This window comes from Brumimicrobium oceani, from assembly GCF_003143775.1.
In the GTDB taxonomy this organism is placed as follows: Bacteria; Bacteroidota; Bacteroidia; order Flavobacteriales_D; family Crocinitomicaceae; genus Brumimicrobium; species Brumimicrobium oceani.
The window spans coordinates 442,695-460,807 of the sequence record NZ_QFRJ01000002.1 but is presented as its reverse complement, the minus strand read 5'-3'; the positions used below and the strand labels follow the sequence as shown (position 1 = coordinate 460,807).

At 34.5% G+C, this 18,113-nt stretch carries 15 protein-coding genes and 1 tRNA gene; 9 read left to right on the top strand and 7 right to left on the bottom strand.

Going from position 1 to position 18,113, the window contains the following annotated elements:
* Positions 1-79 precede the first annotated feature (79 nt).
* Positions 80-1,225, top strand: a complete 1,146-nt coding sequence (bshA, locus tag DIT68_RS04820) for an N-acetyl-alpha-D-glucosaminyl L-malate synthase BshA (protein WP_109358790.1) — start codon at positions 80-82, stop codon at positions 1,223-1,225.
* On the opposite strand, the gene DIT68_RS04815 is transcribed toward bshA, so the two are convergent.
* Complete coding sequence (locus DIT68_RS04815; RefSeq protein WP_109358672.1) at positions 1,206-2,900, bottom strand: adenylate/guanylate cyclase domain-containing protein; 1,695 nt, start codon at positions 2,898-2,900, stop codon at positions 1,206-1,208. The two genes, bshA and DIT68_RS04815, sit on opposite strands and share 20 nt — an antisense overlap.
* Before the next feature lie 357 nt (positions 2,901-3,257).
* On the bottom strand, positions 3,258-3,605 hold the full coding sequence (locus tag DIT68_RS04810) for a 4Fe-4S binding protein (protein ID WP_109358671.1): 348 nt from the start codon (positions 3,603-3,605) through the stop codon (positions 3,258-3,260).
* A 100-nt stretch (positions 3,606-3,705) separates the two neighbouring features.
* Here DIT68_RS04810 and DIT68_RS04805 point away from each other — a divergent pair, with 100 nt between their 5' ends.
* The 4 genes from DIT68_RS04805 (at position 3,706) to DIT68_RS04790 (ending at position 8,674) form a co-directional block, all read left to right on the top strand.
* Positions 3,706-4,746 (top strand): acyl-CoA reductase, encoded by a 1,041-nt coding sequence (locus tag DIT68_RS04805; RefSeq protein WP_109358670.1) that lies wholly within the window; start codon positions 3,706-3,708, stop codon positions 4,744-4,746.
* Positions 4,747-4,851: 105 nt separating this feature from the next.
* Positions 4,852-5,598, top strand: coding sequence for a 3-oxoacyl-[acyl-carrier-protein] reductase (fabG, locus tag DIT68_RS04800; protein WP_109358669.1), 747 nt, complete (start codon positions 4,852-4,854; stop codon positions 5,596-5,598).
* Between the two features lie 485 nt (positions 5,599-6,083).
* Positions 6,084-7,505: an MBOAT family O-acyltransferase gene (locus DIT68_RS04795; RefSeq protein ID WP_109358668.1), complete on the top strand. Its 1,422-nt coding sequence runs from the start codon at positions 6,084-6,086 to the stop codon at positions 7,503-7,505.
* Between the two features lie 2 nt (positions 7,506-7,507).
* On the top strand, positions 7,508-8,674 hold the full coding sequence (locus tag DIT68_RS04790; protein ID WP_109358667.1) for an alginate O-acetyltransferase AlgX-related protein: 1,167 nt from the start codon (positions 7,508-7,510) through the stop codon (positions 8,672-8,674).
* Positions 8,675-9,231: 557 nt separating this feature from the next.
* Here DIT68_RS04790 and DIT68_RS04785 read toward each other — a convergent pair.
* Positions 9,232-9,305: transfer RNA gene (locus DIT68_RS04785), tRNA-Met, on the bottom strand.
* A gap of 597 nt (positions 9,306-9,902) precedes the next feature.
* Between DIT68_RS04785 and DIT68_RS04780 the strand changes: the two genes are divergently transcribed.
* The 4 genes from DIT68_RS04780 to DIT68_RS04765 all read left to right on the top strand — a co-directional run bounded on the left by DIT68_RS04780 (position 9,903) and on the right by DIT68_RS04765 (position 13,303).
* A complete protein-coding gene (locus DIT68_RS04780; RefSeq protein WP_109358789.1) occupies positions 9,903-10,292 on the top strand; it encodes an START-like domain-containing protein in 390 nt (129 codons plus the stop codon).
* Positions 10,293-10,391: 99 nt separating this feature from the next.
* A complete protein-coding gene (locus DIT68_RS04775; protein WP_109358666.1) occupies positions 10,392-11,864 on the top strand; it encodes a sodium:solute symporter in 1,473 nt (490 codons plus the stop codon).
* Positions 11,865-12,548: 684 nt separating this feature from the next.
* A complete protein-coding gene (locus DIT68_RS16505; protein ID WP_233244153.1) occupies positions 12,549-12,686 on the top strand; it encodes a hypothetical protein in 138 nt (45 codons plus the stop codon).
* A 191-nt stretch (positions 12,687-12,877) separates the two neighbouring features.
* The gene (locus DIT68_RS04765) at positions 12,878-13,303 is read left to right on the top strand and encodes an Hsp20/alpha crystallin family protein (protein ID WP_109358664.1); all 426 of its coding nucleotides are present in this window, start codon (positions 12,878-12,880) and stop codon (positions 13,301-13,303) included.
* Positions 13,304-13,355: 52 nt separating this feature from the next.
* Here the strand turns inward: DIT68_RS04765 and DIT68_RS04760 are convergent, their stop codons facing one another.
* From DIT68_RS04760 to DIT68_RS04745, 4 genes are all read right to left on the bottom strand, one after another.
* Complete coding sequence (locus DIT68_RS04760) at positions 13,356-14,264, bottom strand: glycosyltransferase family 2 protein (RefSeq protein WP_109358663.1); 909 nt, start codon at positions 14,262-14,264, stop codon at positions 13,356-13,358.
* A 250-nt stretch (positions 14,265-14,514) separates the two neighbouring features.
* Entirely contained in the window at positions 14,515-15,171 is a 657-nt protein-coding gene (gene fsa, locus DIT68_RS04755) for a fructose-6-phosphate aldolase (RefSeq protein ID WP_109358662.1), read from the bottom strand.
* A 192-nt stretch (positions 15,172-15,363) separates the two neighbouring features.
* Positions 15,364-17,070 carry a M23 family metallopeptidase gene (locus tag DIT68_RS04750; RefSeq protein ID WP_158276109.1) on the bottom strand — a complete coding sequence of 569 codons (1,707 nt, stop codon included), beginning with the start codon at positions 17,068-17,070 and terminating at the stop codon, positions 15,364-15,366.
* An 84-nt stretch (positions 17,071-17,154) separates the two neighbouring features.
* Positions 17,155-18,054, bottom strand: a complete 900-nt coding sequence (locus DIT68_RS04745) for a DMT family transporter (protein WP_109358660.1) — start codon at positions 18,052-18,054, stop codon at positions 17,155-17,157.
* Between the last annotated feature and the right edge of the window lie 59 nt (positions 18,055-18,113).

Here is an 18,113-nt window from a genome sequence, read left to right as displayed (position 1 = left end):
CGAACATGTCTAACTGGACTGTGTTTGGACTACGTGGTTTTAAGGTTGAACAGTGTTGTTCAATCAAATAATGACAAAAATGAAAATTGGAATAGTATTATACCCTACATTTGGAGGGAGTGGTGTTGTAGCAACAGAGCTAGGGAAGGCTCTGGCAGAAAAGGGGCATAAAATTCATTTTATTACCTATTCACAACCTGTAAGGTTAAGTTCATTTCGTGATAATATTTTTTATCATGAAGTAGTGGTAAGTAACTATCCACTTTTTGATTTCCAGCCTTATGAAACGGAATTAGCCAGTAAAATGGTAGATGTAGTTGAAAATGAAGGTTTGGATTTACTGCACGTTCATTATGCGATTCCGCATGCCTCTGCTGCTTTTATGGCGCAGCAAATTTTAAAATCCAGAGGGGTGGAGATTCCATTCATCACAACCTTACATGGAACAGACATCACCTTAGTGGGGAAAGATAAATCTTTTGAGCCTGTAATTACCTTTTGTTTAAATCAGTCTAATGCAGTTACTGCGGTATCTGAAAGTTTAAAACGAGATACTTACGAGCATTTTGATACGAAGAGAGAGATTAAGGTGATTTCAAATTTCATACATGATTTTATAGATGATCCCATTGGTCAGGATTTAGAGCGCCGAAGAAAATACGCCAATGATGATGAAAAAATCATTTGTCACGTCTCTAATTTTAGAAAAGTCAAAAGAGTAGAGGATGTGGTTCGCGTGTTCCATAAAATAAATCAAACGGTAAAATCTCGTTTGCTGTTAATTGGCGACGGTCCAGACAGGCATAATGTGGAGTTGCTCTGTCGTGAACTAGGAACATGCGATAGAGTGATGATGGTGGGGAAAATTAGAGATGCTTCCAATTTAATGAGTGTTGCAGATTTATTCTTGCTACCTTCTGAAACAGAAAGCTTTGGTTTGGCTGCATTGGAAGCCATGGCAGTGGGAGTTCCTGTAATATCTTCAAATACTGGCGGAATTCCTGAGGTGAATAAGGAAGGATATTCTGGACATCTTTCTAAAGTTGGGGATATTGAAGATATGGCAATAAATGGAATTCGAATTTTAGAAAACGAAGACACACTAAATCAGTTTAAGATACAAGCGAAAGCGCAGGCGATGAAGTTTAGTTTGGCGGAAATTTTGCCTCAATATGAAGCGTTATACGAAGAGGTGTTGACCAAATTTAATGTGGTGAGTGAATAAGTTTACGTAATTTCTTGAGCTCATTAATTCGAATTAATTTACCTCTTTCTCTTATATTCTTAGATGTTTGGGTGAAATACTGATGCACGTTTTCTAAATAGTTTATTTGAAAATCGATCCACTCCGACTCTTTCATTGTATGTCCATAATTGGCCAATTCATGTCTTAATGTTTTCGCTACATTGTGATAATCTGCGCGACCAAGGTAGTCATGATCAGCATCACACATAATTTTTTCTAACAAGGTAACTGGGCAAAGATCTTGGCGAGTGGCTGAAATTATATTACAAATTGTTTCAATTTGCTCTTCGCTATACCCAAATTTTTTCAGTTCAATTTCGGCCATTTTAATTCCGAAGCTTTCATTTTTCGAGTAACGGAAGATAAAACCAGCATCATGAAACAGAACAGCGGTTCTAAGAAGGATTAGCTCTTCGCCTTTTACGCCTTCTAGCTTTGCTATTCTAATGGCAGCCTTCTCTACATTTAGGGTGTGTTTAATATTGTGATAATCTAGTTCATCTGGCAAGGACGATTTTAATTTGGTAATTATAAATCGGCGAGCAAATTCAAAATCCATCGGAGCTAACTCGCAAGCAACTCTCAATTTTCTATTGGGTAATTTTCCTTCATTGAATAGAGAATGCTCTGTTTTTAATTGATCAACAAAAAACATATCAGCATGATTTCCATATTTTAATTGGATTTCTCCTCTATGGGTAACATCAAAATATTCACTTATTTGTTCGGCTACAGAATGAGTAACTGTAATGCAGTTTTCTTTTGAGTTTTGCTCGGCTCTTGCAGCAATGTTTACTGTGTTTCCCCAAACATCATAGCTTATTTTTTTTGTTCCAATTACTCCCGCTACGAGAGGTCCCAAGTGCAAACCAATTCTAATGTTCCAATAGGCTCGGTTGGTTGCAATGGCCAATTGTTTCTTGCTTAATACATAGTTTCTGATCTCTAGCGCCGCCAGAGTTGCTCGAACAGCAGGCTTACTGTTTTTTTCGGTCACTCCTCCCAAGGCCATGTATGCATCACCAATCGTTTTGATTTTCTCCAAATTATAGCGTTCCATGATTTCATCAAATTTGTTGAAATACATTTCTAGCTCTTGAAGTAGGTCTAGTGGGTTTTGATCTTTTGCAGATTGTGTAAAGGCAATAAAATCGGTAAATAAAACTACCCCTTCACCAATTTTTTTCTGTGTAAATTTTCCAACAGTTCTTAATTCTTTAAGAATGGTTTGAGGAAAGATGTTTTCTAAAAGCTGACTTATTCTTAGGTCTTTAAAGTACAAACTTTTAAAAACTTCAATTTTTGCTTTTACCAAATTCTCATTAAAAGGAGTGGAAATATAATCTACTGCTCCTTCTCTAAAACCCTTCACTAGTCCAGCGCCTGTTGAAGTACTTTGACTAATAACAATTTTGTATGCGTCTTTGGAATTGGGATTAGATTTTAGCCGCTGCAAGAGTTCAAAACCGTTTACACATTTACTTTGAATGTTGATCAGAATGATCCCGAATTTGCGTTTTTCTAACTCTGGAAAAGCGGATTCTTCATCTTGACAAAATATTAAGTTATTTCCAGCGCCCAGCAACATTTTTTGTAAATCATTGATGTTGATTGGGTTATTGTCGATAACTAAAATATTTATAAATCTTTCCACTAAATAGAGTTTAAATCTTACTCAACGAAAATAAGAATTTTCATCGGTTAGTGGTAGGGAATGTATTTATTTTTGAATTTTTCAATCATCATATTCTTTCAAAGGGATAGGACGAATTGCAAATCGTCCCTACATTATGTCTTCGAATAATGTTTATGCTTGGAATTTTTGAATCCTTGAATTTTACATTTTTTCAATCATCATATTCTTCCAAGGGGATAGGACGAATTGCAAATCGTCCCTACATTATGTCTTCGAATAATGTTTATCCTTTAATCCTTGAATTAATAAAACATAAAAAAAAGGGACAATCTTATCGATAGCCCCTTCTCCGTTTTATGAAAGCATATTAAAATACTATAAATGCATAAAATCTTTCTTTTTCAAAAGTTGCTCCTCTGTTTCTGGGAAGTCAGGATCATCGACACAACAGTCTACCGGACAAACGGCAGCACATTGCGGTTCGTCATGAAAACCTTCACATTCTGTACATTTATCTGTTACAATATAGTAAACATCCATATCCACAGGTTCGTTTTCGGCCTCTGCATCAACTTCATTTCCATTTAATGTTGTAATCATTCCTTTTAAAGAAGTCCCATCGGCCCAGGTCCAATCGGCACCACCTTCATATATTGCATTATTTGGACATTCTGGCTCACATGCTCCACAATTGATGCATTCGTCCGTAATTATTATTGCCATTTTACTACTTTTTAAGCGTTACTTCAATACATTTGCAAATATAATAAACCTTTAACAAGGAATTTTGTTTTAAGGGACTTAAATTATTTTGACAAAGCACATGAACAGATCAAAGACAATCAAGACATTTTCAATTTTAGGAGACAGCATGATTAAATGGGGTGAAGGAGCAGAAAAATCAGCTTTTAATCCTTATGTTGCGGAAGAGTTTTATGACAGAATGCAAACAGCCATTCTTGGAGCGAAAGCGCACAATGGTTGGTTTTCTGAAGATTCGGTAAAAGAGAGTTTTCGGGTAATAGGCGAAACTTTATCCGAAAAGAATTTAGCATCTTGGTTAGAAGGCTATCCTGTGGTAAAAACTCCAAAAGCGGTTGGCTTAATTCTCGCAGGAAATATTCCTTTGGTTGGTTTTCATGATATTTTATCGACAGTTTTTTCTGGAAATAAAGCGATAATAAAATTGTCTAGCGATGACAAAATATTAATTCCTATGATGCTCGAAGTTTTAGTTGCGCTTCAACCAGAACTGAAAACACAATTAGAAATTGTAGACAAGTTAAATGATGCAGAAGCTGTGATTGCAACGGGAAGTGATAATACGGCAAGATATTTTGAGAAATATTTTGGGCACCTTCCGCGTGTGATTCGCAAGAACAGAACTTCAGTTGCAGTAATCAAGGGAGATGAAACACCTGAAGAACTTAAAGAATTGGGAAAAGATATCTTCACCTATTATGGTCTTGGTTGTAGAAATGTTTCCCATTTATTGTTGCCAAAAGGATATAACTTGGATCATATATTTGGCGCAATCGTTGGTTTTGGTGAGGTAATCAATCATAACAAATACGGTAATAATTACGATTATTACAAGGCCGTGTATTTAATGAATCAAGAAAAAATTATTGAGAATGGTTTTATTCTTACCCGCGAAATCAAAGAATTATTTGCTCCAGTAGCTGTATTGCATTATCATTTTTATGAATCAGAGGAAGAGAAAGAAAGCTACTTGGCAGCGCATGAGGATAAAATTCAAGCTATTGTCGGAAAAGATTATCTTCCATTTGGTGCTGCGCAATCTCCTGCTTTAAACGATTATGCAGATGGTGTAGATACAATGGAGTTCTTATCCAATTTATAATAGGTGAGGAAAACTAGGAGCGATGATGGATTCTAGATTTTTTATGAAAAAGTGAAAACAATATTTACGGAATATTATATTTGTTCAAATTGAAAAACAACAGCAATGAAGTTATTAGAAGATAAAGTAGTTTTGATTACAGGTGCCTCAAGAGGAATAGGAAAAGCAATAGCTGAAAAATGTGTTGCTGAGGGAGCAAAGGTTGCTTTCACTTATTTATCGTCGGAAGAAAAAGCCAACGCACTGGCTACAGAATTAACCAAGGATGGTGGGGTAGTTAAAGGATTTAAATCCAACGCAGCAAATTTTGATGCGGCTCAAGCATTGGTTGATGATGTAATTAAGGAGTTTGGAACCATTGATGTGTTGGTAAATAATGCGGGAATTACACGCGATAATTTATTGATGCGAATGACAGAGGAAATGTGGGACGAAGTGATTAACACCAATTTAAAATCTGCATTTAATTTAACTAAAGCTGTTCAGCGTCCTATGCTAAAAGCGAGAAAAGGTTCCATTATCAATATGTCTTCAGTTGTTGGAGTCTCTGGAAATGCAGGGCAATCGAACTATGCTGCCTCAAAAGCTGGAATGATTGGTTTTACAAAGTCTGTAGCTCAAGAAATTGGTTCTCGTGGTATTCGATGCAATGCCATTGCTCCTGGATTTATTGAAACTGAAATGACAGAAGTACTGGACCCTAAAGTTGTTGAACAATGGAGAGGTGCTATTCCTTTAAAAAGAGGTGGTTCACCAGATGATGTTGCCAATGCTGTGGTTTTCCTAGGCTCTGACATGTCAACTTACATTACTGGGCAAACTATAAATGTTTGTGGAGGAATGCAAATGTAAAATTGCTATTTTCTCAGGAGATAATACTGAATATAGGCCACTGATTACTTAAAAGTTATTGGTGGTTTTTTGTTTTAAATCACTAAGAAAAGAGCACTTAAATAGATTGCTTTATTCTTGGATTTCAGGATGAACTCTTATTTTTTTTAGTGGACATGTAATAAACGATAAGATAGTTCGTTAATATATCGAACTAAATTATAGGCGCTTATGGCAAACAGTTACTCTAAAACAGCTCCCGAGATGGTGGAGGGTAAACATCAACCATCGCAAACTACACTTCAATTCATTCTTAATTATTCCAAGAGTGTTGAGGTTAAAAAAACAAAACAAGAGTCGTTACTGATTCATTTAAACTAGATAAAGGAGCGCCGAAAGGTGCTCTTTTTAGTTTATTTCTTGTCACTGTTTAATCAGGTAAAGTTATCTGTAATCTTGCTCAGTTTTCTGTTGTGAAAAGTTGATTATTTGATTAAACTTGCACAATGGTTTTTAGTACTACACTATTTATACTGTATTTCTTGCCCGTTTTCCTTTTGGTCTATAATCTGACGAATAAAAAATGGAAGAATCTTGTAATCCTAATAGCGAGTATTCTATTTTACAGTTGGGGCGCACCAAAATTCGTATTTGTTATTGTAGGTTCTACTATTATTGATTTTTATCTGGTTCAGCAGATTTATAAAAGTGCGAAAACTAAACTAAGAAAATTACTTTTGGGTATCTCAGTAGTAATGAATTTAGGACTTTTGGCTTATTTTAAGTACGCTAATTTTTTTGTCGAGAATCTAAATTCTATACTAACATCTTTCGGTGTCACAGAATTGGCTTGGACAGCTGTTGTTTTGCCTATTGGAATTTCATTTTATACTTTTCAAACCTTAACTTATTCGATTGACGTTTATAGAAAGGTACACGCGCCATTAAATAAAGTCACAGACTATTTGATGTATATCATGTCTTTTCCACAAATGATCGCGGGTCCAATTGTCCGATTTAGTTCAATAGCGGATCAAATTACGAATCGAAGAGAGGTGATTGATGATAAACTGATTGGGTTTTACAGATTCTGCATTGGTTTAGCAAAGAAAGTGTTGATCGCTAATGTTATGGCAGAACAGGCCGATTTAATTTTTGATAGTGAATTGAGCGAGGTTTCTATGACGGGCGCATGGATAGGAATGCTGGCCTATACCTTCCAAATTTATTTTGATTTCTCTGGGTATTCGGATATGGCCATTGGACTAGGAAGAATGATGGGGTTCAGGTTTCCAGAGAATTTTAACTCCCCATATATTTCAAAAAATATCAGTGAATTCTGGCGAAGATGGCATATTACCTTGGGTGCTTTCATGAGGGATTATCTGTATATTCCTCTTGGAGGAAATCGTGTGAAGTCTAAAGGCAGGTTGTTCTTTAATTTGTGGATTGTCTTCTTGCTCTCTGGTTTGTGGCATGGTGCCGCTTGGAATTTCGTAATTTGGGGGGCGTACCACGGTTTGTTTTTAATTCTAGATCGTTTGTTTTTAATTAGGGTTTTAAATAAACTTGGAGCTGTTCTATCAACGCTCATTACCTTTTTTATTGTGATGATAGGTTGGGTGATTTTCAGACTCGAAGACCTGACATCAATTAAAATATACCTTTCTAGACTGTTTACTTTCGATTTTAATTCAGACACAGATACAATTACAACATTTTGGTTTATTTCTGTATTTGCCATTTTCTTTTCCTTTTTCACCGCTTTTAAGAGAGGAAAGAGAATTGAAAATTTTGTCCTTGCTCAGGAGTCTTTAAAAATCTCTAGCCATTTTGCTTTTGCACTGGTTTCAGTTTTGTTATTAATGTTGTCCTTAATCTCGATTACTTCGTCTGGTTTTAATCCATTTATTTATTTTAGATTTTAAAAATGGGAGTATCGAAATCAAATATCAAAACAAAGAATAGACTTTTCATTGGAGTACTGTGTCTGATTTTGCTTCCTTTATTTTTGGATGTAACGGGATTGATTAAAATTAAACCGCTTAATGGTGCTTACTCTGTGCCTTCAAATCCTGAGTTTACCCTTTCAAAGTGGTTTGAGGGTGATTATCAAGAAGAAAAAGAGAATTATATCGGGAAAAACCTCTACATAAGACCTGTATTTGTTCGGTTATACAATCAATATTATTATTCATTGTTTAATATTCCAAAAGCAAACTCTGTAATTATTGGTAAATCGTCTTATTTATATGAAAAGAACTACATTAAAGAGTATTTAGGAAGAAACTTTATAGGGAGTGAAAAAATAAAAGAAAAAGTAGTAAAATTAGCACGTGTTGCTGATACATTAAGAACAAAAGGAGTAGAGTTAATTGTTGTTTTTGCTCCTGGGAAAGGGAGTTTTTATCCAGATTTTATACCAGATGAATTTAATCCTGGTCATAAGACAATCACTAATTATGAAGTTTATAATAATGAATTAATGAAGTCAGAAATTCATTATTTAGATTTTAATAGATGGTTTGTAAACAATAAATCAACTTCAGAATATCCACTTTTTCCCAAAACAGGAATTCATTGGAGTAAGTATGGTGAATTATTGGCAGCAGATTCCATCATTAAATATATAAACTCGATTTCTCAATATAAAAAGGTACCAGAATTAATTCTTGGTGAAATAGAAACATCAAGTAGAATGAGGGATACAGATGATGATATTGAAAAAGGCATGAATCTAATGTTTAATATTCCAGATTTAGAAATGGCTTATCCAGACTATTCATTTAAGGAAGAAAAGTCTTCAAATCAGCCAAAAGTGCTCACAATTGCTGATAGTTATTATTGGGGGATGTTTAATTGGGGATTATCCCAAAAAGCGTTTAATAAAGGCCAATTTTGGTATTATAATGCCGCTATCTATCCTGATAGTTATGACGAGCCAATAAATGTGAGTGATATCAATATTGTGGATGAGGTAGAAAAAAATGAGGTGGTCCTATTAATGTCTACTGATGCTAATTTATATAAGTTTGCATTTGGTTTTATAGATCAATTGCATGAGGCTTATTTTCCCACAGTTGGGCAACTTGAGTAGAGTATTTTATTAAATACCTATCGTCTTCTTTTGCCCTAAATTATTTAAACTCCTAATTTCAATTTTACTTTGCGAATTCTCATTTTAACTTTATTGAAATCTAAAGTTTTATAACTGCAATATGAAATCCCAAATAGTTATTAGGGTGGAAACTCTTCTTTTTTAGGACGCGCTTTATCTTTTTTTAAAGGTGGAGCGTGATAGTAGTCGCTAGTAATGGCGGAAGCTCCATAGCTTGTCGGTCCCGATTTTTTATCGGGAATATTATCGACTTTTAGGAGTGGAGACAAGAACCGAAGCGAAGCGTGTTCATGAATTCAAACAGAAATAGACAAGAATGAATAATTCCAAAAAGAAAAACACTAATTAATAATGCTAATTTTATTCATGAAGTAGATTGGGCTAAAGTACCCGATAGCCATTTTTTATTATTGTTAAGTCTTTGGGAGTTCGAATTGAGCTTAACAAGAAGTTCAATAGCATGTTGAGTCATTCTCTGTTTATAAAAAATAGTGCATAAAAAAAGACCGTTTGGCAACAAACGGTCTTTTTTCTTGTAGCGAGAGGGAGATTTGAACTCCCGACCTCAGGGTTATGAATCCTGCGCTCTAACCAACTGAGCTACCTCGCCATTTTACTTAAAGCAATAATTGGTTTTCCTATTGCGAGTGCAAAGATAATAGCTTTTTTTTAATTTCAAACACCCTGAATGATCTTCCTTGAAATTTATTTCATCCATTGTTTTTAAATGGCTGTACAACAGTGTGTTGTGTGTTTTTTTTGATGTGTATATTTCGTTTGTGTTTTTGAAGATTGAAAGCCAAATTGAAGCAGTAATCGGATTTAACAATCTATAGGTTTTCTTATGGTATTATTGAAAATTGCAATTTGTGAAGAATCTCGTTAGTGAACCGTTCAATCACATATTTGATTAGATGGGTTTACAGGTAAATTACCAGGTCGTCATTTAGAATAAATTAAACAGCAGTATAAGTTGTTAATTATCAATTTGATAATGTGGTTGTGCTTGCTCAGTTGTTAACTAAGGAATTTGCACAAAGGCCCTGATTAGTTGGCTAAATTCAACGGTTTAAGGAAGAAGAACCTTTTGAATTGGAAGTGCTTATATCACTACTTTTCGGGCGATTGTGCAAAGAACTTTTAAAAGTTTTTAGTATATTGCAACTTATTGTCTGAGTTAAGGATAATGCGAAATAATAATAACAAAATGTCAAAAAAAAATAAGTTCGAACAAGAATACCTTTTCAATACTTCTTCCAAAGTTTTGAATTCTATGGTGATGACTCCCAGTGGTTTAAGCGAGTGGTTTGCCGATGATGTAAACATCAAAGGTGATATTTATACGTTTTACTGGGACGGAAGTGAGGAAGTTGCTCGATTGATTAGTAAAAAGGAGAACGAATATATTAAGTTTCAATGGTTAGAAGATGAGGAAGAAGGCTTGGACACTTATGTAGAAATACGTTTTAAAGTTGATCCGATGACCAAAGCTGTAGTATTACATTTAACCAGTTTTGCAGAAGAGGATGAAATGGAAGAGGTTCAATTGTATTGGGAAAGTACAATTGAGGAGTTGCGCAGGGTTTTAGGTGCTTAGTTTGGTTCTGTTTTTAACAGTTTACTCTTAACTATTACTACTGAAATTTAGTTAATCCTTATTTTATTTAAAGTACATTTATCCCCATAATTAATTATTATGAGCGGATTCTTTATTTTATCAATCATACTTGCCTATTTCGTAGTTCTGTTGATCATTTCTAGATTAACCTCTAAGGGAGCCGAAAATGATGCTTTTTTTACTGGAAATAGAAATTCTAAATGGTATTTGGTAAGTTTTGGAATGATAGGAGCTTCGCTTTCTGGAGTTACCTTTATTTCTATTCCTGGTTTAGTTGGTTCTTCGGGGTTTTCATATATGCAAATTGTAATTGGCTATATGCTTGGCTATGCAATTATTTCATTTGTGTTGCTCCCATTATATTATAAGTTAAATTTAACTTCAATTTATTCTTATCTGGGGGGAAGATATGGTCCTAAAACCCACAAAGTTGGTGCAGGTTTCTTCTTGATCTCACGTATTCTTGGCGCATCTGTTCGCTTGTTCCTAGTAGCTGATATACTTGATTATTTTGTTTTAAGTAGTTATGGAATTCCGTTTGAGGTGTCAGTGCTTGTAACACTGCTGTTAATTTACGTTTACACCTATAGAGGGGGAATAAAAACTATTGTTTGGACAGATACCTTGCAAACTTTATTCATGTTGTTGGCATTGATCGTGAGTGTTGTACTCATTACACAATCCATAGGGGGGATCGAAGAAGTTACGGTTGGTTTAAAGTCTTTGGGAATGACAGATTGGTTCGTGACGGATAATGTAAAAGATAATAATTATGTTCTAAAAGGTATTTTAGGTGGTTTATTTATTACCGTCGGAATGACTGGTCTGGATCAAGATATGATGCAAAAAAACCTTAGTTGTCGGAATGAAAAGGAGGCTAAAAAGAATATGATGTGGTTTTCTATAATACTGTTTGTAGTCAATTTTGTGTTTTTAGTTTTAGGTGGACTTCTGTTTCTTTACGCTCAAGAAAATCCAGATATTTTAGCTTCGATTCAAGGTATGGATGCAGATAAACAGACAGATCGTCTTTTCCCTCTTATTGCGCTAGAAGGGGGCTTGGGAACAATGATTGGAATTACTTTCTTGCTTGGATTAGTTGCTGCAGCCTATTCTTCCGCAGATTCAGCACTAACTTCACTCACCACTTCGACTAGTGTCGACTTGTTTCGTGTGGATACTTGGGAGAATAAAGCAAAAGCAGAGCGGATTAGAAAGTACATTCATATCTCCATGACTTTCATTTTATTTGTCGTGATATTGCTTGCTAATGCATTTAAAGAGCAAGATGTAATCAATACCTTATTTATTTTAGCAGGATACACCTATGGACCTCTTTTGGGATTATTTTTCTTTGGTATAATTAGTAAAAGACGTGTTAATGATAATTTGACTTGGATTGTTTGCTTAGTTGTACCAATTTTCATTTATGTTTTTAAAACTTATGAAGGTGATTGGTTTGATGGTTATAAATCTGGTCATGAGATACTTGGTGTAAATGGTCTTCTCTGTTATTTGGGCTTGTGGTTGTTTTCTAAGAAAAAAGTCTAAGGCTTTTGTTTTTCCCCTTTGTTATCGGATTTTTGGGTTCCAATGGAATAACTATTTACTATCGGTTATTAACCGTTAAAAACCTTTAGAGGGTCTCATAGCAAGAGATTGAGGTTTTTGTGGATTCTGTAATTTTCGTATTTCTGTGTTTCTTTCGAACGTACCATTTACCATCGGTTATTAACCGTTAAAAACCTTTAGAGGGTCTCATAGCAAGAGTTTGAGATTTTTGTGAATTCTGTAATATCCAGATTTCTGGATTTTTTCTGGAATAATTATTTGCCATCGGATATTAACCGTTAAAAACCTTTAGACTCAATGATAAGTGAGTTTTGATTGCTGTGAGAAGTATGAGTTATGAAGATATTGCGAAAGATTGTTGTATAAATAGTTTATGATAACAATTATTTTTCACTAACTTAAATGGAAGCGTAAGGCTAAATCAATTGATAAACTTGAAATCATCTAATTATGAAAAATTGTAAAATATGTTCCAAAAGGCTTGTGGGTAGATCCGATAAATTATTTTGCTCCCTAAAATGTAAGAATTATTACCATACGGATTTACGCCGGAAGACCGCCTTGGTAGCAAAAGATATCGATAAAATGCTGCACAGAAATCGCTCAATTATTTATGAACTCCTGGGTTCAAAGAATCATTTCGTCAAAATAAAAAGGGTAGAATTGGATAAGAAAAAGTTTCATTTCAATTACTATACGCATCAAAATACGAATAAAGAAGGTAGGGTTTATAATTGGCTTTATGATATCGGGTGGTTTGAATACAGTACAGAGGAAATGTTCTTGCTTAAAAAGTACTAATTAGAGAGTTTCTCCTTTGTCTCTTAAGCTAATCGGTCAATATGTCGTGTTTTTGGATTATAAGCTGACTTATTGGCGTACGTCATCTACCTTTTTGGCTTTTTGACGCTGAAAAAGTGGCGAAATTCTATTGGTATTCATTTTGATAGTTACAAATCAAATTAGAAAACAAAATTTTAAAATATAAAATTATGGAAATGTCAAGAATGAATAGTGGGTTTTTACCATCGTTTTTAAGTGGATTAGACGAAGAATTGTTTAATAAGCGTCAAACAAACAAATCATCTCAAGTTGCTGTGAATATTATTGAAAGAGATGAGGACTATGTTGTTGAAATGGCTGTTCCTGGATTCAATAAAGAGAATATTCATATTGAATTAGATGGAAACAAGCTTTCGATTCGCGGTGAAGCGAAAAACTCTTCAGAGTTTGAAGAGGAAAACTATACGCATAGAGAATTTTCCTATGGTGAATTTACTAGATCTTTTACTTTACCGAAAGACGTGGATGGACAAAATATCGAAGCAGACTATAAAGATGGAGTTTTGAGTGTAACGGTTCCTAAACCTGAAACGAAAAAGAAAATTGTTAAGAAAATTGAGGTAAAAGGCAGTTAATAGAAAGAGTGTTAGTTTAATGGTGTTAATAGAGAGTAGAGGTTGATTAAGTTCAATCTCTACTTTTTTTGTAAATTTTCGCCAAGTAGCTTAAACGGTATAAATCAAATAGTTTGATTGGTGGTTCTGGCTGAAACAATCTTTTTTTAATTCTCTTCCCTAAACGTTCGTAGATAAGGCCTAATATTCCAACAAGTCCTAAGGATTTTGTTTTTTCAAATACTCTAAAAATTTTAATCTGTTCTACGATTTCACTTTTTTGGAATATCGGGTTGTACACATATTTTTCAACAGCAATTAAGCTATTGGATAAAAATCCCTCATTGGTTTCATGATAATCATGAACAAGTTGATTGTCAATGTGTAAAACCTTAATAAGGTTCTTCTTAAATTTTAATCCAAGTAAGGTGTCTTCATGACCGTATTCACTTTTATTTAGGTCTATACTACCTTCGTCGAAAGGGTATTTTAAAAACACCTCTTTTCTTAGCATAATATTGAAGCTAATTAGTGAGTTATAAGGTTTCAAATTTCTTATAGATGCCAATTGATACTCTCTTTCTGTGCCGTAGTGCCAGCGTAAGGCGTTTTCTTTTGGCGGGGTTTTGCTATATTTCATTCCTCCAATGACGACTTGTGCTTTATCTTTGTTTTCTATATACTTTTGAATAAAATCACGAGTGTCAACGAGGGCGTCTGAATCAATGAATAATAAATGATCGTACTTCGCTCTTCGTCCTAATTCATTTCTGATTTTAGCTCTTCCAAAGTGAATATCCGATTCGATATATGCGCAATTTACGAGCGCATTTAGACATCTGTTTTCTTCTTTGAACTTAGTCGATGTATCGTCTAAGACCAATACTTCAAAGTTTATCGTTAATTCTATACATTGCTCATGAAGCGCTTTAACAAGAGCTACGCAATCAAAATTATATACTGGGATAAGTATGGAAAGCATCAAATAAAACTAGGGAACCAAGATTTAAATATGAGATCTTGGTTTTTATTATTGTTGAAATAAAAATTAACTAGCAGAACTAATATTGGACGGAAACGCTTAAAAATTCTAAATATTCCTTTTTCGATGGTATACTTTATTTTTTACTGGATAGATTCACAATCATTAGTATTGCAAATCTATCCAGTAAAAAATAACCCTCATCAAATAAATACTTTATGAAACCTGTTTGTTTCCGTTTTTCCGCTGGCTATTTGTTGCCTTTGTCATAATCTGCTAAAAACTTGGCTAATCCACTATCAGTAAGTGGATGTTGGGCAAGTTGCATTATTGCTTTTAGAGGGGCGGTCATAACGTCTGCACCAATTTCAGCACAGTCAATGATGTGCATAGGGTGACGCACTGATGCAGCCAAAATCTGGGTATCAAAATCGTAATTATTGTATATACTTCTGATTTGCGCAATTAGTCCTATGCCGTCAGCTGAAATATCATCTAATCTTCCCACAAAAGGTGAAACATAAGTTGCTCCAGCTTTTGCTGCTAAAAGTGCTTGACCTGCAGAGAAAATTAATGTACAATTTGTTCTGATTTTGTTGTTCGAGAAGTACCTAATAGCTTTAACTCCCTCTGGTGTCATCGGAACTTTCACAACTATGTTGTGATGCAAATCTGATAAACGCTCACCTTCTTGCGCCATTCCTTTGAAATCTGTTGCAATTACCTCTGCACTAACAGGTCCATTTACTATTTGACAAATGTCTCTATAGTGTTTGAGAATAGCATCTTTTCCGGTGATGTTTTCTTTGGCCATTAACGAAGGATTTGTGGTAACACCGTCCAAAATCCCTAAATCATTTGCTTCTTTAATTTCAGCTAAATTTGCTGTATCTATAAAAAATTTCATATTCTTTCTTTTTACTAAAATACTCAGATTTTTTGAAATCCTATATTTTAATAAAATAGAATTTTTGTTTCTTACTTTATGTTGGCCTCTAACAATACGAAAACTGTGTTTTTCTTTATTTATCGAGACGAAGAGAGTAAATAATAGTGATTGTAAATTGCGGCAAAAAAGGGCTTTATTTAAAAGTACGCTTTAAAAATTGAGCTCATAAGTCTCTGTCGACTTGTTACCACAGGCATCTATTGCTCTTATGATTACAGATTTTTTTCCATTCATCCATTCAGGGACGTCAAAATAGAATTGTATGCTTTTGGGTTCGTATTTTAATAATTGCCATTCATTATCGATGTAGATGTCATAATCAGTTAACCCCGAACCTTTCTCAGAAATACTCCAAGAAAGTCGCTTATTGCCAACCTTAGTATGATTCGAGAAGTTTCTTGCTTTAATGACTGGAGCAATGGTGTCTATTTCAACTGAAAAATTTCCAAACGATTTTATCCTTGCAGTGATCCAACCATCTTTAACAATTCCTCCCTCTGCATATTTTGTCCCATAACGAGATTCTCTCTGTATGTATTGTTTGTTCTTTTTTTGATTAGATATTGCGGGTAACATTAGTTTAAAAGTTTCTTGAAGAGGAATAAGGTCGCTACCAAATTGGATTAAATTTTTTGAAGATTCGATGATCAGTGGAGTAGGTTCATACAGAATTCCTGGCGGAAATAAAATATAATGATGGTCATCATAGCTTAAAAATGCACTGTCAGGATAGAGTATTTCCTTTTGCTGAAACATTTGCTGCTCTTTTGCTTTTTGTCCTTCTCCAACTTTTAAAGTGAATTCTATTTGACTTTTGTTTCCATAGGCATCTTTCGAGATGTATTGAATAGGGTAGCTTTGTCCAGGATCTACTTTCAATATTCCATTGTTTTTCATCGTCCGATAAATAGGCAGCGGATTATGTTTTGTCTTAAATGCTTTTTGATAATGGCGCCTTCTATTATGATATTCTTCATAGTCTTTGTGTGTATTGATTTGGCGATTAGATAAAAATGAAATATGCTCCATATTTTGACTAAAAACGGTGTCGCTGTTAACAATGAGAAAAGCTTCATTTATTCCACAAACATTATTAGCACCATCTAATTTATCTATAACATCAAAAGAAAATCCAATTCCTCCTCGGGATGAGGCGTAATTGGCGTCCACATGTATAGTGTTCTCAGGAATGCTATAGTTTCCATTTCCTCCAGAAACTGTATAAGTTTTTGATTTGTTAGGAACTCTATATCCTTCCTCAGTTAAGGCATAAACCTTTAATCTGCGAATTGTGGGTTTTTGCGTATCTGCGATGTCAAAGCCAAACAGTAATGGGTTTAAGGCATGTTCTGTAACGGTTTCTCTAATTTCGAAATGTAAATGTGGTGCGGAACTCCCTCCAGTATTTCCTGATTTGGCGATGATTTGACCTTTTTTGACTTTTAACGAATCTTTCGCTGGATAGTAATCAACCTCAAAGCCCATTTGTCTTTCTTGCTGATCATACGCTAGCTCAGCCAGGTCACCCACGAATGCTTCACAATGAGCATAAACCGAGGTTAGTCCGTTATAATGATCAATATAAACAACATGGCCATAACCCCAAGGAGAAACTTTAATTCTAGAAACGTACCCATCTTCTATACTGAGAATGTTGTATCCTGATTTCCTATAAGTTTTGATATCTATTCCCGTATGAAAATGATTCGTTCTCAACTCCCCAAAGTTTGCAGCCAAGACCATCGGTATATCCATAGGAGCGTGTAAATCATACTTTGAATAATCAAATTTCTGAGCGTTTGATAGATAGCTAAAACAGATGAACAATAGGAGTAAAATGTGTCTAGTTGTTGTCATACTGCAAAAATAACATTTAAGTAAATTCATATTGAGCTAAGATCTATAAAGAACAACAAATTGTTGGATTCCCGCTGAGAAATATTATCTGGGTACCATTTTTGGCTTCTTTTTCTTTTCTCGGATTAAATATACACCGATGAGAATGAGGACTCCACTAAATATGTACCAAGGACTAAATTTTTCACCATCGATTAATCCCCACATAACGGCAAAAATAGGGAGCAGGTAAGAAACACTACTGGCGAAAATAGGACTTGTGTCTTGGATTAGTTTGTAATACAATACTATAGCAATCGTAGTTCCAAAAATGGCAAGTATACTCACGAATCCAAAAGCAGTAAGTGTTTCATAATCAAAATTATGGTTTTTTGTAAAGCCAGAGGAAAGAAGTATGACCAAAGCAGGAATCGCCCATAAAGTAAACATACTTGCAGTAAGTTCTATTGATGTTAATTTGCTGAGTTTATCTTTTATTATTAAAGCAGCAACAGCATAACAAACGGTTGCAAATACCACCATTAGCGCGTACCCAATTTGTGTTTCCTCCGTGTTTGATTCTGAGAAATACATGAGCGTTGCTGCACCGAAAAAACCAATTATAGCACCAAAAATTTGAGAAATTTGGGTTTTGACCCCATAGAATAAAAAGCCAAGTATAAGCACAAAAATAGGTACCAAAGAATCAAGTACTCCAGCTAAAGAGCTGCTAATATGTGTTTGAGCCATGGGGAAAAGGTAAAGGGGTAAGAAATTTCCGAATAATCCAGCTAGCGCTACATAAAAAAGAGTTACTCTATTCATTTTACGAATAACAGGAATGCCTATCATAGATAGGATTATACCAGATATTAATACACGAAGTGAACCAATTTCATAAGGAGAAAATTCGAGCAATGATTTTTTAATCATTATAAACGAGCTTCCCCAAGTTAATGCCAGTATAATGAGCAAAAACCAACGGTTTCCGAAAATATTTTTCAATGTAAACTGAATTAAGAAATGAATAATTTAAATACCTGTGCTGGTGAATTTGAGTTTTG

Excerpts from the sequence above, each read along its gene's own strand:
- bshA (WP_109358790.1), top strand. The coding sequence starts at position 80 with ATGAAAATTGGAATAGTATTATACCCTACATTTGGAGGGAGTGGTGTT.
- DIT68_RS04810 (WP_109358671.1), bottom strand. The coding sequence starts at position 3,605 with ATGGCAATAATAATTACGGACGAATGCATCAATTGTGGAGCATGTGAG.
- DIT68_RS04805 (WP_109358670.1), top strand. The coding sequence starts at position 3,706 with ATGAACAGATCAAAGACAATCAAGACATTTTCAATTTTAGGAGACAGC.
- fabG (WP_109358669.1), top strand. The coding sequence starts at position 4,852 with ATGAAGTTATTAGAAGATAAAGTAGTTTTGATTACAGGTGCCTCAAGA.
- DIT68_RS04795 (WP_109358668.1), top strand. The coding sequence starts at position 6,084 with ATGGTTTTTAGTACTACACTATTTATACTGTATTTCTTGCCCGTTTTC.
- DIT68_RS04790 (WP_109358667.1), top strand. The coding sequence starts at position 7,508 with ATGGGAGTATCGAAATCAAATATCAAAACAAAGAATAGACTTTTCATT.
- DIT68_RS04780 (WP_109358789.1), top strand. The coding sequence starts at position 9,903 with ATGTCAAAAAAAAATAAGTTCGAACAAGAATACCTTTTCAATACTTCT.
- DIT68_RS04775 (WP_109358666.1), top strand. The coding sequence starts at position 10,392 with ATGAGCGGATTCTTTATTTTATCAATCATACTTGCCTATTTCGTAGTT.
- DIT68_RS04765 (WP_109358664.1), top strand. The coding sequence starts at position 12,878 with ATGGAAATGTCAAGAATGAATAGTGGGTTTTTACCATCGTTTTTAAGT.
- DIT68_RS04760 (WP_109358663.1), bottom strand. The coding sequence starts at position 14,264 with ATGCTTTCCATACTTATCCCAGTATATAATTTTGATTGCGTAGCTCTT.
- fsa (WP_109358662.1), bottom strand. The coding sequence starts at position 15,171 with ATGAAATTTTTTATAGATACAGCAAATTTAGCTGAAATTAAAGAAGCA.
- DIT68_RS04750 (WP_158276109.1), bottom strand. The coding sequence starts at position 17,070 with ATGACAACAACTAGACACATTTTACTCCTATTGTTCATCTGTTTTAGC.